This window comes from Mesorhizobium sp. B4-1-4, from assembly GCF_006439395.2.
In the GTDB taxonomy this organism is placed as follows: Bacteria; Pseudomonadota; Alphaproteobacteria; order Rhizobiales; family Rhizobiaceae; genus Mesorhizobium.
Genome location: NZ_CP083950.1, coordinates 2,804,258 through 2,824,367 on the forward strand (window position 1 = coordinate 2,804,258; position 20,110 = coordinate 2,824,367).

Annotated in this window: 23 protein-coding genes; 7 read left to right on the forward strand and 16 right to left on the reverse strand. The window is 64.2% G+C overall.

Annotated features, from left to right (window positions below):
• Positions 1 to 5 precede the first annotated feature (5 nt).
• The gene (locus FJW03_RS13605) at positions 6 to 605 is read right to left on the reverse strand and encodes a YdeI/OmpD-associated family protein (RefSeq protein WP_140694691.1); all 600 of its coding nucleotides are present in this window, start codon (positions 603 to 605) and stop codon (positions 6 to 8) included.
• Between the two features lie 184 nt (positions 606 to 789).
• Between FJW03_RS13605 and FJW03_RS13610 the strand changes: the two genes are divergently transcribed.
• Complete coding sequence (locus FJW03_RS13610; protein WP_140766563.1) at positions 790 to 1,134, forward strand: VOC family protein; 345 nt, start codon at positions 790 to 792, stop codon at positions 1,132 to 1,134.
• Positions 1,135 to 1,281: 147 nt separating this feature from the next.
• Here FJW03_RS13610 and FJW03_RS13615 read toward each other — a convergent pair whose 3' ends face one another.
• The gene (locus FJW03_RS13615) at positions 1,282 to 1,755 is read right to left on the reverse strand and encodes a cupin domain-containing protein (RefSeq protein WP_140766564.1); all 474 of its coding nucleotides are present in this window, start codon (positions 1,753 to 1,755) and stop codon (positions 1,282 to 1,284) included.
• Positions 1,756 to 1,820: 65 nt separating this feature from the next.
• Between FJW03_RS13615 and FJW03_RS13620 the strand changes: the two genes are divergently transcribed.
• A complete protein-coding gene (locus tag FJW03_RS13620) occupies positions 1,821 to 2,276 on the forward strand; it encodes a MarR family winged helix-turn-helix transcriptional regulator (RefSeq protein ID WP_140766565.1) in 456 nt (151 codons plus the stop codon).
• A 99-nt stretch (positions 2,277 to 2,375) separates the two neighbouring features.
• Here the strand turns inward: FJW03_RS13620 and FJW03_RS13625 are convergent, their stop codons facing one another.
• Positions 2,376 to 3,281, reverse strand: a complete 906-nt coding sequence (locus FJW03_RS13625; RefSeq protein WP_140694702.1) for a S1C family serine protease — start codon at positions 3,279 to 3,281, stop codon at positions 2,376 to 2,378.
• A gap of 191 nt (positions 3,282 to 3,472) precedes the next feature.
• On the opposite strand from FJW03_RS13625, the gene yghU reads away from it, so the two are divergent.
• A complete protein-coding gene (yghU, locus tag FJW03_RS13630) occupies positions 3,473 to 4,339 on the forward strand; it encodes a glutathione-dependent disulfide-bond oxidoreductase (protein ID WP_140766566.1) in 867 nt (288 codons plus the stop codon).
• A gap of 50 nt (positions 4,340 to 4,389) precedes the next feature.
• Here yghU and FJW03_RS13635 read toward each other — a convergent pair whose 3' ends face one another.
• The 4 genes from FJW03_RS13635 to FJW03_RS13650 all read right to left on the reverse strand — a co-directional run bounded on the left by FJW03_RS13635 (position 4,390) and on the right by FJW03_RS13650 (position 7,225).
• Positions 4,390 to 5,184 carry a hypothetical protein gene (locus FJW03_RS13635; protein ID WP_226890655.1) on the reverse strand — a complete coding sequence of 265 codons (795 nt, stop codon included), beginning with the start codon at positions 5,182 to 5,184 and terminating at the stop codon, positions 4,390 to 4,392.
• A gap of 262 nt (positions 5,185 to 5,446) precedes the next feature.
• Entirely contained in the window at positions 5,447 to 5,746 is a 300-nt protein-coding gene (locus tag FJW03_RS13640) for a DUF1236 domain-containing protein (protein WP_140611421.1), read from the reverse strand.
• Positions 5,747 to 6,446: 700 nt separating this feature from the next.
• Positions 6,447 to 6,665 carry an exopolysaccharide production repressor protein gene (locus FJW03_RS13645; protein ID WP_319022913.1) on the reverse strand — a complete coding sequence of 73 codons (219 nt, stop codon included), beginning with the start codon at positions 6,663 to 6,665 and terminating at the stop codon, positions 6,447 to 6,449.
• 116 nt (positions 6,666 to 6,781) lie between these two features.
• Positions 6,782 to 7,225 (reverse strand): hypothetical protein, encoded by a 444-nt coding sequence (locus FJW03_RS13650; RefSeq protein WP_181165688.1) that lies wholly within the window; start codon positions 7,223 to 7,225, stop codon positions 6,782 to 6,784.
• A 122-nt stretch (positions 7,226 to 7,347) separates the two neighbouring features.
• Between FJW03_RS13650 and FJW03_RS13655 the strand changes: the two genes are divergently transcribed.
• From FJW03_RS13655 to FJW03_RS30045, 4 genes are all read left to right on the forward strand, one after another.
• Entirely contained in the window at positions 7,348 to 8,088 is a 741-nt protein-coding gene (locus FJW03_RS13655; protein ID WP_140611417.1) for a sulfotransferase family protein, read from the forward strand.
• Positions 8,089 to 8,204: 116 nt separating this feature from the next.
• Complete coding sequence (locus FJW03_RS13660; RefSeq protein ID WP_140611415.1) at positions 8,205 to 8,489, forward strand: hypothetical protein; 285 nt, start codon at positions 8,205 to 8,207, stop codon at positions 8,487 to 8,489.
• Between the two features lie 346 nt (positions 8,490 to 8,835).
• Positions 8,836 to 9,042: a hypothetical protein gene (locus FJW03_RS13665; RefSeq protein ID WP_140766567.1), complete on the forward strand. Its 207-nt coding sequence runs from the start codon at positions 8,836 to 8,838 to the stop codon at positions 9,040 to 9,042.
• A 465-nt stretch (positions 9,043 to 9,507) separates the two neighbouring features.
• A complete protein-coding gene (locus tag FJW03_RS30045; protein ID WP_264296524.1) occupies positions 9,508 to 9,630 on the forward strand; it encodes a hypothetical protein in 123 nt (40 codons plus the stop codon).
• Between the two features lie 150 nt (positions 9,631 to 9,780).
• Here FJW03_RS30045 and FJW03_RS13670 read toward each other — a convergent pair whose 3' ends face one another.
• The 9 genes from FJW03_RS13670 to FJW03_RS13710 all read right to left on the reverse strand — a co-directional run bounded on the left by FJW03_RS13670 (position 9,781) and on the right by FJW03_RS13710 (position 20,107).
• Entirely contained in the window at positions 9,781 to 10,551 is a 771-nt protein-coding gene (locus FJW03_RS13670; protein WP_140694708.1) for an exodeoxyribonuclease III, read from the reverse strand.
• Positions 10,552 to 10,724: 173 nt separating this feature from the next.
• The gene (locus tag FJW03_RS13675) at positions 10,725 to 11,378 is read right to left on the reverse strand and encodes an alpha/beta fold hydrolase (protein ID WP_140766568.1); all 654 of its coding nucleotides are present in this window, start codon (positions 11,376 to 11,378) and stop codon (positions 10,725 to 10,727) included.
• Positions 11,379 to 11,610: 232 nt separating this feature from the next.
• Complete coding sequence (locus tag FJW03_RS13680; RefSeq protein WP_140611407.1) at positions 11,611 to 12,735, reverse strand: tetratricopeptide repeat protein; 1,125 nt, start codon at positions 12,733 to 12,735, stop codon at positions 11,611 to 11,613.
• Positions 12,732 to 13,637: a Ku protein gene (locus FJW03_RS13685; RefSeq protein ID WP_140611405.1), complete on the reverse strand. Its 906-nt coding sequence runs from the start codon at positions 13,635 to 13,637 to the stop codon at positions 12,732 to 12,734. Before FJW03_RS13685 ends, FJW03_RS13680 begins: the two co-directional genes overlap by 4 nt.
• 414 nt (positions 13,638 to 14,051) lie before the next feature.
• Positions 14,052 to 16,544, reverse strand: coding sequence for a DNA ligase D (ligD, locus tag FJW03_RS13690; RefSeq protein WP_140766569.1), 2,493 nt, complete (start codon positions 16,542 to 16,544; stop codon positions 14,052 to 14,054).
• Between the two features lie 245 nt (positions 16,545 to 16,789).
• The gene (locus FJW03_RS13695; RefSeq protein ID WP_140611511.1) at positions 16,790 to 17,014 is read right to left on the reverse strand and encodes a hypothetical protein; all 225 of its coding nucleotides are present in this window, start codon (positions 17,012 to 17,014) and stop codon (positions 16,790 to 16,792) included.
• Positions 17,015 to 17,240: 226 nt separating this feature from the next.
• Positions 17,241 to 17,549: an EthD family reductase gene (locus FJW03_RS13700; RefSeq protein WP_140766576.1), complete on the reverse strand. Its 309-nt coding sequence runs from the start codon at positions 17,547 to 17,549 to the stop codon at positions 17,241 to 17,243.
• 79 nt (positions 17,550 to 17,628) lie between these two features.
• Complete coding sequence (locus FJW03_RS13705; RefSeq protein ID WP_226890657.1) at positions 17,629 to 18,822, reverse strand: GNAT family N-acetyltransferase; 1,194 nt, start codon at positions 18,820 to 18,822, stop codon at positions 17,629 to 17,631.
• 58 nt (positions 18,823 to 18,880) lie between these two features.
• A complete protein-coding gene (locus FJW03_RS13710) occupies positions 18,881 to 20,107 on the reverse strand; it encodes a GNAT family N-acetyltransferase (protein ID WP_140766570.1) in 1,227 nt (408 codons plus the stop codon).
• Between the last annotated feature and the right edge of the window lie 3 nt (positions 20,108 to 20,110).

A 20,110-nucleotide genomic window follows, 5' to 3' on the forward strand; every position in this document is an offset into this window, starting at 1 on the left:
GGGCTCTATTTCTTGCCCTGTGGATGGATCGTCTCGCCGCGCTTCAGCATCGCGACGAAAGTCTCGATCTTCTTTCTACGGCCGGCCTCGGTCTTCATGTTGTGGGTGCGGAAGACGAGCGCGAAGCGGTTCTGCGCGCTGAGTTTTTCGAACATCGCCCTTGCCTCGGGTTCGGCATCGATCGCCGCCTGCAGATCGTCGGGGATATTCATCTCCTTGCCGCTGCCATAGGCGCGCGCCCAGCGCCCGTCGGCCTTGGCCGCCTCGACCTGCTTGAGCCCATGCTCGGTCATGCGGCCCTCCTCGACCAGCCGCGCGACATTGTCGATGTTGATCTTGCTCCAGATGCTCCTCCTGCCGCGCGGCGTGTAGCGCTGCAGGAAGCTGTTCTCGTCCAGCCCCTTGCGCACCGCGTCGATCCAGCCGAAGCACAGCGCGACGTCGATGGCCTCCTTGGGCGTTATCGACTTCAGCCCCGATCCCACCTTATGCACCTTGATCCACACTTCGGTTTCCGTCGCGTGGTGCTGGCCGAGCCAGGCATGGAAACTCGCGGCATCCGGAAATTCCCGGACCTTGGCGGGATCGACCTTGACCGGCGCCATCAGGCGGCCTGCCTGTTCGGTGTTGGCGTCACTGTGATCTTGCCTCCGGCATCATGCGAGTTCCGGCATTATTGCATGTTTCACTGTCAGCTTTCGTCAGCAGCGGGACACGCTGCCGCGAAGCAACGGAACGCACCAACCGCCGTCGCGTTGCGGCAGGAGTCCAACGCCGAGGGAGATCGCCATGGCAATACAAACCATTTTTGCCCATGTCAGCTGCTCCGACCTGGAGGCCAGCATCGGCTGGTATGAAAAGCTCTTCGGCAAGGCGCCGTTGCGCCAGCCGATGCCGGGGCTGGCCGAATGGCAATTCACCGAAAGCGCCGAGGTGCAACTTTTCGAAGACAAGGACAAGGCCGGCACCTCGACGCTGACGCTTGGGGTGCTGCCGCTGGCGCCCGAAAGGCAGAGGCTGATGGAGGCGGGCCTCGAACCCGGCCCGATCGAAGAAGCCGACGATTTCTGGATCATGCGCATGCGCGATCCCGACGGGAACCTGGTGGTGTTCGCGAGCGCACTGCGGGACTAGAGCAATTCCAGGAAAAGTGCGTAGCGGTTTTCTATCTATAAAAACAAAGAGTTAGAGCGGGTCAACGTTCTATCAAACGCTGAACCGCTCCAGGAGTGCCGGACTGCCCGCCTGGGCATATCCCTCTCGCCTCGAACGGCAGAATGGCTATGCCGGTGGCGGCGCTGCCGGCGTCAACCCGTGGCGACGCATGATCTCCATCATCTTGGCCTTGTCCGGCGGTCCGCCGGCGGCGGCGTTGAGCAAGCCGAAGGCCTCGCGGAAATAATCCGGACCGATCGCCGCCGGGGTGATGACGCACAGCGCCTTCGCATCCGTGGTGCCGTTATTGTCGAAGCGGTGAACCGCGCCGCGTGGAATGCACAGTGCCTCCCCTGGCCCAACCTCGATCGGCCTGCCGTTCACGGTCCAGGTCAGCACGCCGTCAATGCCGTAGATCGTCTCCTCATAGTGATCGTGGCTGTGCGCCGGCGCGGGCAAGCGCTGTGCGCCGGGCACCATCAGTTCGAAAGTGGCGACGCTGCCGTTCGAACTCTCGCCCGACACCAGGAAACGAACCGACAATCCCTTGGTACCGATGGTCTCGTCGGCTGGATTGACCTGAAGGTCCATGGCTGGCATTGCGCAAACTCCTCCGGTAAACTACATTTACCAGCAATCAGTAAACTCAATTTACCAAGCGGTCAATGGCCACATCCACTGAAGTTCTGCAGACCAAGACCGAGGATCTTTTGATCGGCGCCCTGCTGCGCGTGCCGGCCCAGGCGATCCAGCGCCGGCTGATCAAGGAGCTCAACGCCGCCGGTTTCGAAGAGTTGCGCCTGCCGCACATGGCGGTGCTGCAATTCCCCGGCCCCGACGGCGCGCGGCCTGGCATCATTGCCGAGCGTGCCGGCATGAGCAAGCAGGCCATCAACCAGTTGCTCAGCAGTCTCGAAGGCTACGGCTATCTCGTCCGCTCCGACGGCGAAAGCGGCGCGCGCGTCGTTCGGTCCACCGAACGCGGCCATGCCGCCTTCTGGAAAATGGTCGATATATTGCGCGACATCGAGGAGGAGTGGCGCACCGAACTCGGGCCGGAGCGCTTTGCCCAGCTCAAGGCGCTGCTGTTCGTCGTTTGGGACAGCCCGCTGGTGCGCTGAGCGGGGCGGCATTCATCGACAAGCCGACCGCTTCCGCGCGTTGCCGTTCCGCGCCGCTGCGCTTCACCATCGACATGCATCGGGTGGCCGTCGCCCGGCCTATTGCAACTGCGGCTTTTTCAGGAAGCTGCCGCGGTCGGCGGACTTGACGCGCAGCCAGGTCTCGCGTCCGTCGCGCACCACGCGCATCGGGATCTCCGCACCCGCCGAGCCGCTGTCCCACAGCTTGCGATAGAAGTCGGCGAGCCCGTCGACCGCGCCGTCGCGGACCTCGGAAATGACATCGCCTTCGCGCAGGCCGGCCTTGGCCGCCGGGCCGCCTTCGGTCACGCTCATCACCACCACCTTGCCGTCGCTTTCGGCCGACAGCGCGCCGAGCCACGGTCGCGGCGGCTTGGCCACCTGGCCGCGTGTCAGCAGATCGTCGAGGATGGGGGGCAACAGGTCGATCGGCACCACCATGTTGATGTCGGCGACCTCGCCGGCGCGGCTCATCTGCAAGCGCAGCGAGCCTATGCCAAGCAGCGTGCCGTCCGCGCCAAACAGCGGCGCGCCGCCCCAGGACGGATGCGCGGGTGCGATGAAGATCGCCTCGTCGAGCAGATACTCCCAATAGCCGGCGAATTCCTGCTTGGTGACGATCCTGGCCTCCACCGCCCGGCCGATACCGTCGGCAAGCACCACCGCATCGCCGATCCTGGCCTTGCCGGCATCGCCCAGCGCCACCGCCGGCAGCCCGGCCGGCGCCAGCGCCTGGACAAGGCCGAAGCCCGATTCCTGATCATAGGCCAGGGCGTGCGCGGGGATGACGCGGCCGTCATGCGAGGTCAGCCAGACCTCCTCGGCCTCGGTGATGAGATAGCCGATGGTCAGCACCAGCCCGTCATCCCTGATGACGACGCCGCTGCCTTCCCGCAGCGTGCCCAGCGCGCCGGCCGTGAAGGCATCCTCCGGCACGGTGGCCCGCACGGCGACGACGGAGCGCGGATTGGGATTGATGGTCATGCTTTTGTCCTGCGATGCAAATGCCCTGGCGGTTTCTCCTATAGGTATGCCTCGGGGGGCATGGCGCAAGGGGAGAAGGGAAGAAGCCCCAGCGCCACATCAACAATAGTTCAACACAAGTTGAACTTCCACCTCGCCAACCCTAGTTGTACAGCGACCTATTCATTCCTCCCCACCGCCCGAGGCTCGACATGACCGACTACACCCCGCCGAAAGTTTGGACCTGGAACAAGGCAAATGGCGGCGCCTTCGCCAGCATCAACCGACCGATCGCCGGGCCGACACATGAAAAGGAACTGCCCGTCGGCAAGCACCCGCTGCAGCTCTATTCGCTGGCGACGCCGAATGGCGTGAAGGTGACCATCATGCTGGAGGAGCTTCTGGCGCGCGGCCACCGGGGCGCCGAATACGACGCCTGGCTGATCCGCATCAACGATGGCGACCAGTTTGGCAGCGGCTTCGTCGAGGTCAATCCCAACTCCAAGATCCCCGCTTTGATGGACCGCAGCGGCGCCACTCCGGTGCGGGTCTTCGAATCCGGTTCCATCCTGCTTTATCTCGCCGAGAAATTCGGCGAATTCCTGCCTGCCGAGCAGCCGGCCCGCGCGGAAGTGCTGTCCTGGCTGTTCTGGCAAATGGGCTCGGCGCCGTATCTGGGCGGCGGCTTCGGCCATTTCTATGCCTACGCGCCGGAGAAGATCGAATATGCCATCGACCGCTTCTCGATGGAGGTGAAACGTCAGCTCGACGTGCTCGACCGGCGGCTGGCCGAGGTGGAATATCTCGGCGGCAAGGATTACACCATCGCCGATATGGCCGTCTGGCCTTGGTATGGCGGACTGGCGCTCGGTCGGCAGTATAATGATTCCGCCACTTTCCTGTCGGTGCAGGATTACAAGAACGTGCAGCGCTGGGCGAAGGCGATCGATGCCCGTCCGGCGGTCAAGCGCGGCCGCATGGTCAACCGCGCCTTCGGCGAACCGGCCATGCAGCTCCATGAGCGCCACGATGCCAGCGATTTCGAAACCAGGACGCAGGACAGACTGGCGGCGGAGTGAGCTGAACGGACAACGCGCCGGCCTTCCTCCCCGTGGGGAGGTCAGCCGCTTCAACCCACAGCTCTCTGCTCGACGGCCGATATCCATAGCCGGTCGATGTCGGCAAGAACCGTCTCGTCGATCTCGTCGAGATGGTTCCAGTACATGCCGTCCTCATAGAAATAGCCGAGATCCTTCTCGACCTGTTCGGCCTTTTCGGCCTGGTCGAGTTGAATGGTTCCCAGAATTTCCGCTTTCATTTCGGCGATCCGCGCCGGCGACAGGCCGCCGAGCTGGTCAAAGGCGAGGCTGGGAAAGACCAGCCGGCTGCGCGGCAGGTCGGACAGGTTGATGCACAGGCAGTCGTGCTTCAGGGCCTGGACAAGCAGGCGCGCCGACTTGGCCTCGAGGTTGCGCAGGGTAACGTCATCGCGCAAAGGGTCGGCACGGCCGATGCCATAGAAATGCGTCTTGCCCGGCTGGTCGTAGATCATGTCGCAGCCCAGGAATGCCAGCACATCCGGCTTCTGGCTGTGAATGGTCCAATAGGCTGCCGTCAGCGCCATCGTGGCGCCGGCATAGACGAAGCCACCGAAGGCGTTCTGGGCCGGGACATACTGCGTGGCGCTGAATATCTGAGCCTGCCGCAAGGTCGCGTCGTGAGGCAGGCGGTTCGGCGGGAAATCACCGGCATGGACGAGGAAATCCCAGTCGGGGCGCACGCGCCAGGCATTGTTGATGGCGACGATCCGGCTGAAGGCCTGCTTCGGCCAGGGCTCGCAACGCACCGCGTCGGGCGCGCTGCCAAGCAGAAGGACAATGCGGGCGCCCTCGCGAACATTCATCTCGGCTGGCTGGATGGTCATCGAAGGGCTTTCAGGTCTCAGCCGAGCGACAGGTCGCGCCTGCCATCGTCTGCCGCCTCGGGCGCAGCTGGCGCGGGAAGTTTCGCACGAGCGCAACCATGCACCTTGGCGGGCCGCTTTGCCAGCCCGGCCACGCGGCTGGTACAGACGATCCATGCCCACCCAAGGCCTGGTTCAACAAGCCTGTTTCAAAAGGGATTCAAAAAGGAAAGCCCGTCACAGGACCGTGACGGGCTTTTCCAAGGCGGGCCTGCGATGCAACTCAGTGCAGAACCTCGACGATCTGACGCGTGTCGGGATCGACCAGCACGGTCTGGTCATTGATGACCGCGACGCGGTACTTGACGTTCGGCACCTCGCGCAGCTCAACCCTGTCCGGTACCGGCGAGCCGAGCTTAAGTTCGATGCCCAAAAGGTTCACCGACGCCAACGGCTCCTTCTTGACGTATTCGCGTACGACTGTCTCCTGTTCCGGCTGCAGGACAACGGTTTCGGCCAGGGCCGCACCAACGCCGCCCATCAGAATGATCGCAGCAGCCGCACTTGAAAGATAATACTTCATAACAACCTCCTTGTCGGGATATCTGAAAGCCACCCTGCAAGGAAACTCCATCGCCGCTCCGAAGTTCCATCCGCAATTTTGGAACAAATGTGGCTATCGCAAGATCACAAGATGGCTTCTATTGATAGCATCAGCGAATATGCTTAAAATTCGCATCTAAATTTCGTGGATTACGGATACGGAACAATCGGAGATGGAACACAAGGTTCCCTTCCCGGAACAGCACAGCCGTGCTGCGTCGATGCTGAACCCGCTGTCCTGCCTTAGCAACAGCTAACGTGGAGCGTGCGGTGTCGTTCCAGGTGCCACAACCCTGTGCACAAAAAAAGGCCCGCCCTGCCGGGAGCAGGACGAGCCTTCAATAACCGGCGGAGGTGGCAACCTCACCGGTCGCATCGGGAAACGCCCGCTTCGGCTTATGGTTCCACCGACAGGCGGCGTGGCCTGCCGGTGTGATGCAACCACGTCGTCCTAATTCCCCCGAAGGAGGCAATGTGGCCCCCGACCTTGCGTGATTTTTCCCGCTGATGTCTGTCGTCATCGCGCTGATGGTGCCCTTGCAGGGATTTGCGGGCGCACTGGCCGAATGGATGGTGGATGAGGTAGGGCTGCGCTTACAGCCAGCTCGGCAAGATCGCCGTGCCGACCGGCGGACCACAAGATCGGCCATCTCGGCCACGGTCCAGGCCGAGCGCGGGCGTCAGAACGAGACACCGTCCCGATGTAATGGCGGGACTGCGTCGATCGAATCCTGGCTCCTTACGGCATCTTGTGCGCGCCTATGGATCAGCCCCACGACGAGCACGAAATATCCGACCTGCAGGACAACCAGGGTCACCACCGTCCAGGTGAGCGCCTTCCAGAAGGAACCGGTGGCCATATAGGTCCAGACCGCGACAAGGATGGTCGTCGCCGACATCCCCACGAGAAACCGCCCAACATACATCGATGCCCAAATCGCCGAACATTCCAATTCGGCCGATTCCCCTGCCCGAATTCCCGATACCCGCGCCCAACGTTTCATTATTTTAGCAGCTACGCAAGTATGTGACCGGCCCGGTAGTGGGTCAGTTTGAAATCCAGCCTTTGAAGTGGCGCATGGCAGTGCCATATTCCTGGCATGAACCCCAAAATACAGATCAAGGCTTGGATCGTCCCCGTTTGGACCGAGAATGAGCCACCCATGGCTTTTTGCTGGATCGCGGGATATGGCGCCCCAATCGAGGCGCAAGAGGCAGTAAGGCGAAAAATAGGGGAAGCCAACATTGGCAGCCCGTCCCCCGTATCAAATCCCACCGCTGACAAGTTGGGGGTCCAGCCAGGCGAGGTTTGGTTACTATGACCGGTAAGCACCCAAAGCGCCCGCGCGATGCCAATCAGTTGGCGAAATCGATAGTAGATCTCGTTACGGGCGATACCGCCGAACCTGTCGATGACGGCAAAGACCCGGCGGCTGTCGGAAATTTCAAACTGACCCACTACGACCGGCCCCTATAGGATCGGCTTGGCGCCGACTCTCGAAATTTGTTGCACCCTGGCCCTATCGGGAGCAATTTGCTGCTCACGGACCGGGCAAAAACAAGTCCGATGGGGATTGGGAAATGACGCTCAAGCTGATCGGGGCCGGTTTCGGCCGCACCGGCACGTGGTCGACCTTTGCCGCGCTGAACAGGCTCGGCCTGCCTTCCTACCACATGCAGGAAGTCATCATGAACAAGGCCAACAAGGGCCATCTCGACTTCTGGCGCATGGTGGCCAACAGTCCGCCCGGCACCCAGCACGACTGGAACCGGGTGTTCGCCAACTATACGGCCACCGTCGACAATCCCGGTTGCTGCGTATGGCGGGAACTGCTCGTGGCCTATCCCGACGCCAAGGTGTTGCTGACGCTGCACCCGCGCGGCGCCGAAGCCTGGTACGAGAGCACGATCGACACGATCTATTTCACCAACAATGTCTGGCAGTTCAAGATCCTGGAATGGCTGACGCCGTTCGGCTGGAAATTCGGCGACATGTCGAAAAAGCTGGTGTGGGGCCGCGCGCTCAAGGGCGTGATGGACGATCGCGCCAGGGCGGTGGCCCGCTACAACGCCTATATCGACGAAGTGAAGGCCGCGGTGCCGCCCGAAAAGCTGCTGGTCTACAAGGTGACCGAAGGCTGGGGGCCGCTGTGCGATTTTCTGGGCGTCGCCGTGCCCAACGATCCCTTCCCCAACCTCAACGACCGCGAAACGATCAAGAAGATCATCCGCGACATCATCAAGGGCTCCTACATCATGCTGGGGCTGAGCGTGGCGGCCGTCGCGGCGGTGGTCGCCGCATTATGGTTGTGGCTGCGGTAGCCCGCCACCAAGGCAGACGGCAATCCGTGATGGGCCAGGCCCGTACTCGCGAGTGCGGGAACAAACGCCGGCAGCCCGAGTTTTGCCTCCAGTCTTCACAGGTATTGGAGGCCACAATGGCACCGCGCGGCAAACCCCGCACCGACGATGATGACGGCCCGCAGGCGGATAGCCCGACCATCGAGCAGCAGGATTGGGACGCGGTCAAGGGCGGCCAGATCCTGCCTGATAGCGTGCCGGAAAACGGCGACATGCGCTACGGCACCGAGAAAGAAGGCGACCTGCCGCAAGAGGATGACGACAACCCCTACCAGGAGAGTGACGAGGCCCTGCCCGACGACGAGGAAGAAGCCGCGATCACGCGAAACCCGACCCGAGAGGGCCGGTTCGACGAGACGTGACTGACCTTCGAAAAATCCCTGCCGTCCCCGCAATGTTCGCGTAATGCCTTGGAGCTACCCCCGGCCGACAATAGCCGTTGGCGCGTCGCCTTTTTGCCCGTCCAACGCCCGCATTCGCCTCTCAACAAGGTAAAGGCTTTATATTGCAATTGGCTAAAATAGCGGAACGTCCAATGGACATTGCCGGAACCGAACAGGCCCCCTCGGACCTTTGCGTGCGCGACCCAAGACCTTGGTCCCAGAAGAAAACGCAAAGGGCCGATGAGGGCCCCTCCTCCGGGAACATCCGGCCCCTGCCGCCGTTTGCAAAGGTCTGTGAACCGGGCTCACCCCCGGAGGAAGCGTGATGTCCCATCGGTCCATCATCATCAAGACAGGTCACGGTCCGGGCACGGCGGTTGCCGTGCTGACGGTTGGGCTGGTGGTGGTCGGCATCGTGTTCCTCGTCCTGGGCGGCGCGCGCTATTTCGGCGAACAGCCGTCCAATCAGCATGCGCTTTCCTCCGTGCCGGCCCGATCAGTGCAGACGGCCGATCGTGCGGCGGAAAACTGATGAAAGCGCGGCAGGCGGCGCGGTCGCCTTGCAATAAACATTAGATATTGCGAATATAATGATCAACCGGCCAGTGCCAGAAGCCGGCTTGGCCCGGCGTCCTTTGTTTGCACCTGGCCGCCGGCCACTTTTCCTGCCCGCCGGCGACGCGCTCAGCGCGCTATCTTGCCGTCCTTCGCCACCACCTTGCCATGTCGATACCCCGACCGCTCCTTCGCCACGGCCGCGACCGCTTGGGCACGTGCCGCGTCCGTATGGCGACGAAGTCGGCGCTGGCGCCAACCACGATGCCATGGCCTTCCAGCCCCAGCGCCTTCGCGCTTCGGCGAAGCAGGCGTCGGATCCGCGCTGCTGTTCCTGCCTATTCCGCTTTCGCGGAAGTTTCAAATATCAGCCAATGTGCAATGGTGTCGTTGCGGCGGTACGAGCCGCCCTGGTTGACGCGGGCGCCCAGCACACCCCAACATGCGCCCCCCGCCCGCGTCGGCCATGGCGTTCAGCGCCATACAGCTTCTCAAGCGTGGCGTCGGCCAGCCTGCCGGCCAGGCGCGCCGGCGCCAGACCGACCGGCCGTGGCAGGTCCTGTGACACCAGCCCGGCGGGCGAGCCGGGCGTCAGCCGGAAATCCTGCGATTGCGTCGCGTTGGCGCCGGCAAGCGCCAGCCCGGCGGGGTCGAAACCGCGAAGCGGTAGGCGCCGGGCGAGCGGATCACGGCGCTGGCCGACGACGTCGACTGATTACTTCAGCTCCACCCACACCGGCGCATGGTCGCTGGCGCCGTCCTGCCCGCGCACCTCGCGGTCGATGCCCACCCCGTTCAGCCGGCGGGCGAGCGTCTTCGACAACAGGATGTGGTCGAGCCGCAGCCCGGCATCGCGCGGCCAGCGGTTCCGCCGGTAATCCCAGAAAGTGTAGAGCGTTTCCTTCGGATGCTTCTTGCGCAGCGCATCTGTCCAGCCCTGTTCGAGCAGGGCGGCGAAGGCGGCGCGGCTTTCCGGCTGCACCAGCGCGTTGTCGTCATAGGAGCGGGTGGCGTAGATGTCGCGGGGCTCGGGCACGATGTTGAAGTCGCCGGCCAGCACCACCGGCAGGCCGGTGTCGAGCAGCTGTTCGGCATGGGCTTCCAGGCGCGCGTGCCAGGCGAGCTTGTAGGTGAATTTCGGCCCCGGCCGAGGGTTTCCGTTCGGCGCATAGAGGCAGGCGACGACGATGCCGTCCACCGCCGCTTCGATGTAGCGGCTCTGCCGGTCTGCATCGTCGCCGGGCAGCGCATCGCGGGTCAGGACGGGTTCGGATCCTCGCGCGAGTATGGCGACGCCGTTCCAGGTCGGTTCGCCCTTCCACACCGCGCCATAGCCGGCCGCGGCGAGCCTGGTCAGCGGAAACTGCGTGTCGCGCGCCTTCAGCTCCTGCAGGCAGACGACATCGGGTTTTGCCGTCGCCAGCCACGCCAGCAGGTTTTCGAGCCGGCTGTTGATGTTGTTGATGTTGAAGGTGGCGAGTTTCATTTTTGAATGCCGAAGGCGACCCTCGCTTCGTCATCCTCGGGCTTGACCCGAGGATCCATGCCGTGACCCTCGCCGTGGAACGCGGCGGGGCAAAACTCCGAACCTTTGCATCGCCTTGGCGTCACGGCATGGATCCTAGGATCTGCGCGCGTCGCCTCGCTCCTTGCTCAGCCCTAGGATGACGACAGTGATTGTCGCGCCACCCATGCCTTCACCGTGTCCGCCACCGTCTTCAGATGATCGGCGGTGGAGAAACCCGAAACGCTCTTGCGCGGCTTGAGGTCGTGGTCGCCGTCTTCCAGCCAGATCACCTCGATCGCATCGGAAAGGCCGTAACCCGCCACCTCGTCCTTGGTGCCGAACTCGTCGCGCGTGCCTTGAAAAATCAACGTCGGCGTCTTCAGCCCGGTGAGATGCTTGGTCCGCAGCTGCTCCGGCTTCCCCGGCGGATGGAAGGGGTAGCCGAGGCACACCAGCCCGGCGATTTCGCCCTTGGCAAGCATCTCGTCGGCGATCATGGAGGCGACGCGCCCGCCCATCGACTTGCCGCCGATGATCAGCGGACCGGCGACGCCCCTCGCCCTCAGGTCGGCGATCGCCTTGATGTATTCCGGGTTCACCGTCTCGGCGCGCGGCGGCGGCTTGCGGTGGCCGTAGCGGCGCGCCGCCATATAGTGGAACTCGAAGCGCGCGACCTGGAAACCCGCGGCGGCCAGCGCCTTGGCGGTGGCGGTCATCGGGGGCGAATCCATCGACGCCCCGGCACCATGGGCGAGCAGGATGGTGACGGGCGCGGTTTCGTCGCCGTCGAAGAGGAAGCTGGTCATGGGGTGATGACTCGCGCGACGCCGACGCTGCTGATCTCCCCCCTAGTGGGGGAGATGCCCGGCAAGGCAGAGGGGGGCGCGAAGGAATGCCAGCCTTCGGTCAAATATCCAAGAGGCGGATTCCTTTGAAAAAGGCCGATCTGTCGGCGGGGCAGCGCCCACCTCTGTCCTGCCGGACATCTCCCCCACAAGGGGGGAGATTGGCTGTCATCTCGGCCTTCGCCAATCATGCTCACACCGCCGTCCGCGCCAGTTGCATGTCGACGAACTGCACGCCCTTGGCTGCAACCCCGGCCCATTCGGACTCCGCGTCGAGCTCAAGATACCGCACCCAATTTCGCCGTGCCTCAACCAGATTGCCGGCATCGAACTCCAGCCTGGCCAGGTTGAACACCGGGTCGGCATAATTCCTGTCGAGCGCGATCGCCTTCTGCAGGTGCCTTCGCGCCGAAGCGTCGCGGCGCTGCTCGCTCATCAGCCCGGCGAGGTTGAACCAGGCCTCGACGAAGGCCGGGTCGAGTTTTATGGCGCGGGCATAGTCGTGCGCCGCCTCCGCCACACGCCCACCGGCGCGCAGGCAGTTGGCGCGGTTGAACGCGGCGATCGCGTCGGTGGGGTCAATGGCGAGGCAGCGCTGGTAGAGCGCGGCGGCCACGTCATGGTCGCCGCCCTCCTCCGCCGCTTCCGCCTCGGCGAACAGCTCTTCCAGCGTGTCGTCGCCTTGCGCGGCCGCGCCGAGATCGAACAGCAACTGGCCGTCGAGCTCGCTCTGGCCGCCTTCGAGATAGATCGCGTCGGGCCGGCCATGCTGCGAACCGACATTGAGCGACTTGGCGGTGAGCGAGGCGACCGGGCCGGAGCGGTGCACGGAACGCGCGATGGCGCCCCACGTCGCCCCGCCGGCGACCAGCCCGGCATATTTGCGCGCCAGGATCAGGTCGCGGAAGGAATAGGGTTCCGCGTCGTGCTCGAAGGCATCGAACAGCGACAAAAGGTCAAGGTCGGCGCCGGAGAGCCGCGATTGCTCGATCAGCGATTGCCTGGACAGGGACGACGCTTCCGGCGCCTTCATCAGGCCGAGCAGGCGCAAAAAGCCGTTCTCGCTGATCAGCGTGCGCCCGGCCGCCTGCTCGGCGGCGATGCGGCGCTCGATCCCGGCATCGCCGTTCCTGGTCAGCCCCGCCTTGGCAAGCAAAGTCCGGCCGAACACGATATGCGTGGTGCGCCTGGTGATGCCGCGCCGGAGCTGGCCGTGCTGGCGCTCGACCTCGCGCGCGGCGAGCCGCAGCGGAAACGCCGCCAGCGCGCCGATCGTGCCGAAGACGGCGCCCGGGACCGAGACGGCTGGTGCCGTCATTTCTTGCTCTTGCCGACCGCCTTCAGCAGATTGGCCTTCAGCGGATTTTCAGGCGCACCGCCCGCTGCCGCCTTCTTGGCGGGCTTGGCGGGCGCCTCCTCGGCCTTGCTCTTCGACTTGGCCGGCGGCTTCGACTGCGACAGGCTCGCCTTCAGCGCATCCATCAGGTTGATGACATTGCCGCGCTCGGGCGCTGCCGCGATGATTGGCTTGTGGCCCTTGAGCTTCTCGCGGATCATCGACATCAGCGCGATCTCGTAGCGGTCCTCGTAGTTCTTCGGGTCGAAGGTGGTTTCCTTCTGCTTGATCAGCGCTTCGGCGAGTTCCAGCATTTCCGGATCGGGCTTGCCGGCCGGGATGTTGCCGAAATACTCAGCCGTGCCGCGCACTTCGTTCGGATTCCTCAACGTGCACACGAACATGCCGTTCTCGCGCGGGCCGATCGTCACCACCCGCTCGCGGCTGGACAGCACCAGCCGGGCGATCGCCAGCTTGCCGGATTTGCGCATCGCTTCGCGCAGCACCGCGAAGGTTTCCTCCGCCATGGCGCCATCGGGGGCCAGGTAATAGGGCGCGTCCTGGTAGATGACATCGACCTCGCCTTCGTCGACGAAGGCCTCGATGTTCATCGTATGGTTGGACTCGATGCGCACCGCGTCGAGGTCGGCGTCATCGATGATGATGTACTGCTTGTCCTCATACTCGTAGCCCTTGACCAGATCGGCGCGCTCGACGAGCCCCAGTTCCGGGTCGACCGGCTTCATGTTGATGCGGTTGTGGGTCTTCTTGTGCAGCTGGTTGAACGAGATGCGTTCGCTGGCGCTGGTGGCGGGATAGAGCCGCACCGGACAGCTGACCAGACTGAGTTTGAGGTAACCTTTCCAACTTGCCCTGGGCGCCATGATACACTCCTACGCGGCCATGCACTGACAATGTGTTGGAGCATGGGTCTTGTCCAAAAACCGGTTCCCACTTTTGGGGACCATGCTCCAAGCAGCGCTGTTCGTCCGCAGGACGAATAAGGCTGCGCAAATCCTACACCGGCCCCGCACGATACCGGCAAATCCTGACGAAATGTTTTAGGTCGCCGGCGGGGTCGCAAATCGAGAATAATTCAAATTGTAAGAAGCGTCGATGGATTTGGGTTCCTCTCCCCCACAAGTGGGGGAGAGGTGGCTCGGCGAAGCCGAGACGGAGAGGGGGAATGGCGCAAACCTATCGCAGATGAACTCGGTATGATTACTTCCGGCGTCGGCGCAGCCCCCTCTCCGTCCGCTGCGCGGACACCTCTCCCCCGCTTGCGGGGGCGAGGAACCCTAATTCCGCAAGGACGGCAAATCCCTGGCAAACTCATCGATCTCCGCCCAGGGGTCCCCCGACGTCTCCAGCAAGCCCGGCAGCGACGAATAGTTCAGGTCCTGCGGCGCGTCGATCGCCTCCAGATCCGCCCAGCTCACCGGCGTCGAGGCCGGCAGGTTGGTGCGGGCGCGCAGCGAATAGGGCGCGGCGGAGGTGTGGCCGCGCGCATTGCGGTGATAGTCGATGAAGATGCGCTTCTTGCGGTTGTCCTTGCCCATGGTGGTGGTGAACGTGTCCGGCGCGGTCGCCGCCAGATGCGTTGATATCGCGCTGGTTGCCTGATGCAGCTTCTTCCAGTTCTGCTTTTGGGTCACCGGCACGGTGATGTGGATGCCGCTGCCGCCGGAGGTTTTTGCAAAAGGCACCAGCCCCAGCCCCTCCAGCTCGCTTTTGATGTGCACGGCGGCCTCGACCACCTCGCGCCACGAAATCCCCTCGCCCGGATCGAGGTCGAGGACGATCTGGTCGGGCTTGTCGAGGCTGGTGCGGTGCGTGCCCCAGGTGTGGAACTCGACGACGCCGAACTGCGCCAGCGCCAGATAGCCTTTCGCGCCTTCGACCGAGAGGTAGGATTTGGTCTCGCCCTCGGAATTGGTCGCCTGGAACGTCACCACCGAGGGCGGCATGCCGGTGAAGGCGTGGCGCTGGAAGAAGCAGTCCTTGGGCAGTCCCGTCGGGCAGCGCACCAGCGACACCGGCCGGCCGAGGATATGCGGCAGCATGAAGTCGCCGACCAGCGCGTAGTAGACGGCGATGTCGAGCTTGGTCGGCCCGGTCCTGCCGAACAGCCGCCGCGTCGGATTGGTCACCCAGATGGTGGCAAGGTCCGCCTCCGAAATCAGCCGTGTGCGCTTGGCCGAGACCGGCGTCGACAGGCCGACATCCCTGAGACCGCGAAACACGCCATGACGCAATGCATTGTCCGCCGTGCGGTTGGCATAATGGATGCGGGCCGAAAACAGCGGCTTCACCCAGTGCATCTCGCGCATGATCTCGCGCGGCACGCCCTCCGGCGCCGTCGCGCCGGCGGTGAGCGGCTCCAGCCGCGCCAGCAGGTCTGCCGCCGTCTCGGCGTCGAAGCCGGTGCCGACCTTGCCGCGATAATGCAGTTCGCCATCATCCCACTCGGCCATGCCAAGCGCGGCCAGCCCTTCCGCCGCTTCCGAAATCGTGTAACCCGCGATGACGAAATCGCCGTTCTGCAGCGCCTTGGTCTTGGTCCAGCTCTTGGTACGGCCGCTCTGGTAGGTGGCGGTGGCGCGCTTGGAGACGACCCCTTCGAGGCCCAGATCGGAAGCCTGGTCATAGAGCCCCTGCCCCGAGCCTTCGACATGGTCGGAGAACTGGATGGCGGAATTGGCGCCGAGGCCGGTGAGCAGTTCGGCCAGCAGCGCCTTGCGCCGGATGAGCGGCGCCTTCGTCAAATCCCAGCCGTCGAGATGCAAGAGATCGAAGGCATAAAAATGCAGCTTGCTGCCGGCGCCCTCGGCCAGCGCGTCCTGCAGCAGCGCGAAACGGGAAATGCCTTTGCCATCGAGCACGACGATCTCGCCATCGATGATCGCCTCGCGGCACGGCAATCTGGCGAAGGCATGCGGCAGGTCGCCATAGCGCTTCGTCCAGTCGATGCCGCCACGCGTGATCAACCGCACCTCCCCGCCGGAGACATGCGCCATGGTGCGGTAGCCGTCGAACTTGATCTCGTGCAGCCAGAGCTCGTTCGTATTCTCGGCAAGGCTTTCGCCGCCTGGCGGCTTCGGCACCTGTGTCGCCAGTTGCGGCTCGATGCGACGGAGCGCCGGCGCCTTGACCGCGCCCGGCAGTGTGCCGGGCTTCAGCGAGCCCGGCTTCGGAGCGGACTTCGCCGCCGGCTTCGGCTGCGCCACCAGTTCCTCGATGCGCAGGCCGGATTTCACGCTCTCCGGCCGCGCCTCGAGGATGTCGAGCCTGGTGTCGGAAGCAAGGTCGCGCTCCTTGAACAGCAGCCAGTTCTTCTTGTTCTCATCCTCGCCGGCCCTGGGCTTCAGACGGGTCAGCATCCAGCCGCCATTGAGCTTTTCGCCGGCCAGCCGGAACTTGAAGGCGCCGGTCCTGAGGCTCTTCTCGACATCGTCCATCGGCGCCCATGTGCCGGTGTCCCAGACGATCATCGGGCCGCCGCCATATTCGCCCTCGGGGATGACGCCCTCGAAGTCGATATATTCGAGCGGATGGTCCTCGGTCTCGACCGCCAGCCTCTTGTCGGCCGGATTGAGCGAGGGTCCGCGCGGCACCGCCCAGCTCTTCAGCACATCGCCGACCTGCAGGCGCAGATCGTAATGGTCGGCGGTGGCGTTGTGCTTGTGCACGACGAAGCGGTTGCCTTCATCGAAGACAAGTCCGCCGGCGGGTTCGGGGGTTTTCGAGAATTCGCGCTTGGCGCGGTAGGGGTTGAGTTTGGCGGGGGACATTGGTCAGGAACCGAGGCGCACGGCAGCCGCCAACCGCCTCGTTGCTTCGCGTTCCGCAAACCTCGCGGTCGTCATCCTCGGGCTTGACCCGAGGATCCATGCCGTGACCCCTACCGTAGAGCGCAGCCGAGCGGAACCTGGACCGCAGCGGCGCATTGATGTCACGGCATGGATCCCAGGGTCTCCGCGACATCGCTTCGCTCCTGCTCCGCCCTGGGATGACGAAAGCGTGGAGGCCATGCAGCTCAATCGTCAGCAGCCGGCGTCAGTTCGAGTTCGGCCGGCGTCAACCCCTGCTGCAACTGGGCGAGCCGGAACTCGTCGACCCAGTAGGCCTCGCCGTCGACCAGCACGCGCGCCCGGTAGGCGCCGTCCGAAAAGCTCTGCGCGGTGATGTAGACCTTGTGGCGATCGAGCGCCTTGCGCACGGCGGCACGCTTGGCATTCTGGCCGGTGACGGGACTGAACATGACGCTGCCCTCGGTCGCCCTGACACGCAACATGGCCGCTCCCGCGGCCCGGCGACTGGGCTCAAGGATGACGGAGACGCGCTGTCCTGTCAATTTGGCGGGCCACGCCCTTCGGCGATTGACGACCCGCTGGTGTCAGGCGAGTTGCGAGGGGAGGAATTTTTCCAGGCTGTTGAGGGGCTTCGCGCCTCGGCTTGAATCAAAACTTCAAGCAGGAATGCCCGCCTCACACATCCTCGCTGTCGAAGATCAGCATATCGGCGCCTCCGGTCGCGAAGACCTGGAGGTCGGCGGCGGTCGCCTGCCCTTCGGCGCTGGCGAATGCATTCTGGATGACGGCCAGATCGTCGAACCGCAAGGTGGCGACCAGATGGACCTTTGCCGGCCCCGCTGGGGTCATCACCGGACCGCTGCTGATTTCGTAGCGCCGCAATCCCGGGATGGTCTTGGCCAGCGGAACATGCTTTTCGCGGCAATAAGCATCGAACGCCGCAGGATCCGCGGGCGTGCCATACATCACCACCAGGCTTGCCATCATTGCCTTCCCGAAGCCGTTGCTCTTTCGGCAGCGTGATGGTTTGCGGGGAGCTCGTCAATCCATGTTGGCGGGAACCTCAGTTCTTCAACCGCCGCAGCCGGCGCATCACGCCCTGCACGGCCTTGAACAGTCCCGGCCTGGAGCGCACGAAAAGCTCGGTCTTTCCGCGCAGCTTGATATAGGCGGTCGCGCCCCTGCCCCGCAGCGTCATCGCCTCGCACAACTCGGCCAGCACCGCGCTCGAAGCGCCGATATGCTGCTTGTACCCCTGGCTGCCGACCGACAGGTCGAAATAGTCAAGCCCCCGGGCGCGCGCCCACATCATCAGCTTGCCGATCGTCGTCAGGCCTGGCGGGGTGTTGGCCACCGCGTCCTGGTCGATCCCCAGCAGAAGCGCGTGCAAAGTGTGCTTCATGATCAGCACGTAGATCACGGCGAGATAGGCTTCCCCGACACGCAGCCCGAACAGCCGCACCGAGCCGTCGGACAGACCTTGCAGGGCGGCGTCGCGATAGAACGCGACGACCGGCGCCTGCGTCAGCAGGTCGAAACGCCCGAGCTCGCGGAAGCGGTTGAGCCTGAGCTCCAGCAGTGTCGCGAACTGCTTCTCCACCATATCAGGCGTCCGGGCTTCGACCAGATCGAGCTTGCCCATCTGTTCGAAACGGCGGCAGTGCTTGTGGAAATTCTTGGCGTAGGACGATTTGCAGATGCGCTTGATCAGCGTCTCCGGCTCGCCATCCATGGCCAGGCCCGAGGCGATCTGGATGGAGTCGCGCGACGTAGAAAGCAGCGCCAGCGGATTGGCGACGCCGTGAATCCGTTGCGGGATCCCCACCATGTGGATGCGGTCCGCCGGCGGCAGCACGGCGCGGACCGCCGCCCAGGCGGCGGCAGCGCTCTGTTCGGTCCAGGGTCTCGCATCGGCCAGCAGCGGCGCCGAATAATCACAGACGCCGCAGCTCAGCCATTCGATCACATGATGGCCCAGCGCCCGGCGCCGCATCAGCGGCAGCAGCATGGCCGGCGCGCCCGTGGCGGCGTCGTTGACCTCGACGACGAGCAGGTCGGCACTTTTGGGCATCAGCCGTCTGGCGATCCCTTCCACCCAGGCAAAGGCCTGGTGGCCGGTGCACAAACCATTCGCCTCGAGGCGCAGCCACAGCGGCTTCACGCTGTCGAGGCTGGTGTGCAGCCGCGCCGTATAGCGCGCGGAGGTGCCGGTGCCGGCGGCAACCAGCGAAACCGGCACGTCGGGTCTATCAGTCATCGCAGCCGCTCGCATTGCCTGGCCTGCCACATGCTTCGCCTGTCGTTCTGGCCCGCCCTCAGCTTCCTCCACGCAAGCGCCGCAAACCCCGCATCGTTCCCTGGACCGCCTTGAGCAGCCGTGGGTTGGCGCGCACGAAAGCCTCGGCCCGGTTGCGGAACTCGATGGCGTTGCTCGCCACACTGCCCCGCATCGTGAACCCGTGGCGGAGTTCGGCCAGTACCGAACCCGTGGCGCCCATATGTTGCTTGTAGCTCTGGTTGCCGACCGACAGGTCGAAATAGCCGAGCCCCTGTTCGCGTGCCCAGCTCATCAACCTGCCCATGATTGCAAGTCCCGGTGAGACATTGGGCACGACGCTTTGGTCCATCGCAATCAGGAGAGCATGAACAGTCCCTTGATGGACCAGCAGATATTGGACCGCGATCAGGGCCTCACCGACGCGCAAGCCGAAAAGCCGCACCGAACCGTCCGACAGGGCCCGAATGGCTGCGTTCCGGTAGAAATCGACAATCGGCTTCTGCGTCAGTAGGTCGAAGCGGCCAAGCTCGCGAAAGCGGTCGAGCCGCATCCGGACCAGCTCGCCGAAAATATGCTCCACCTGGGCCGGCGTATCGGCCTCGACCAGCTCCAGGCCGCCGAGCCGTTCGAGGCGGCGCCAGTCCTTGCCGAACTCCTTGACGAAGGATGGTCTGCAAAGGCGCTTGAGGACGGTTCCCGGGTCGCCGTCGATGGCGAGGCCGAAGGTGGTCTGGATGGAACCGCGCGTGGCCGGCAGCAAGGCCAGCGGATTGTCGACGCCGTGGATCCGTTGCGGAATTCCCGTGATATGGAAGCGGTCCGCCGACGGCAGAACGGAGCGCACCGCCGCCCATGCGGCCTCGGCCGATTGCCTGGTCCATGGATTCGCATTCGCCAGCAGCGGCGCCGAATAGTCGCAGACGCCGCAGCTCAACCATTCGACCACCCAATGGTGGAAAGAGCGCCGCCGCATCAAGGGCACCAGCATCCTGGGCACTCCCGTCGCGGCGTCCCTCACCTCCACGATGAGCGGTTCGGCACCTTCCGGCATCAGCCGCGCGATGATCTCCTCGGCCCACGCATAATGCTGGTGGGCGGTGCACACGCCGTCTGCCTGGAAACGCAGCCAGAGCGGCCTGACCGTTTCGAGGCTGGTGTGCAATCGTGCCGTATAGGTGTCGCTCGCGACTATGGCGACGGGAGGAGAGACCTGCCCGTCGGGCGTGTCGGTCAACTCAGCAATTCGCACTGCCTGGCCTGCCACATC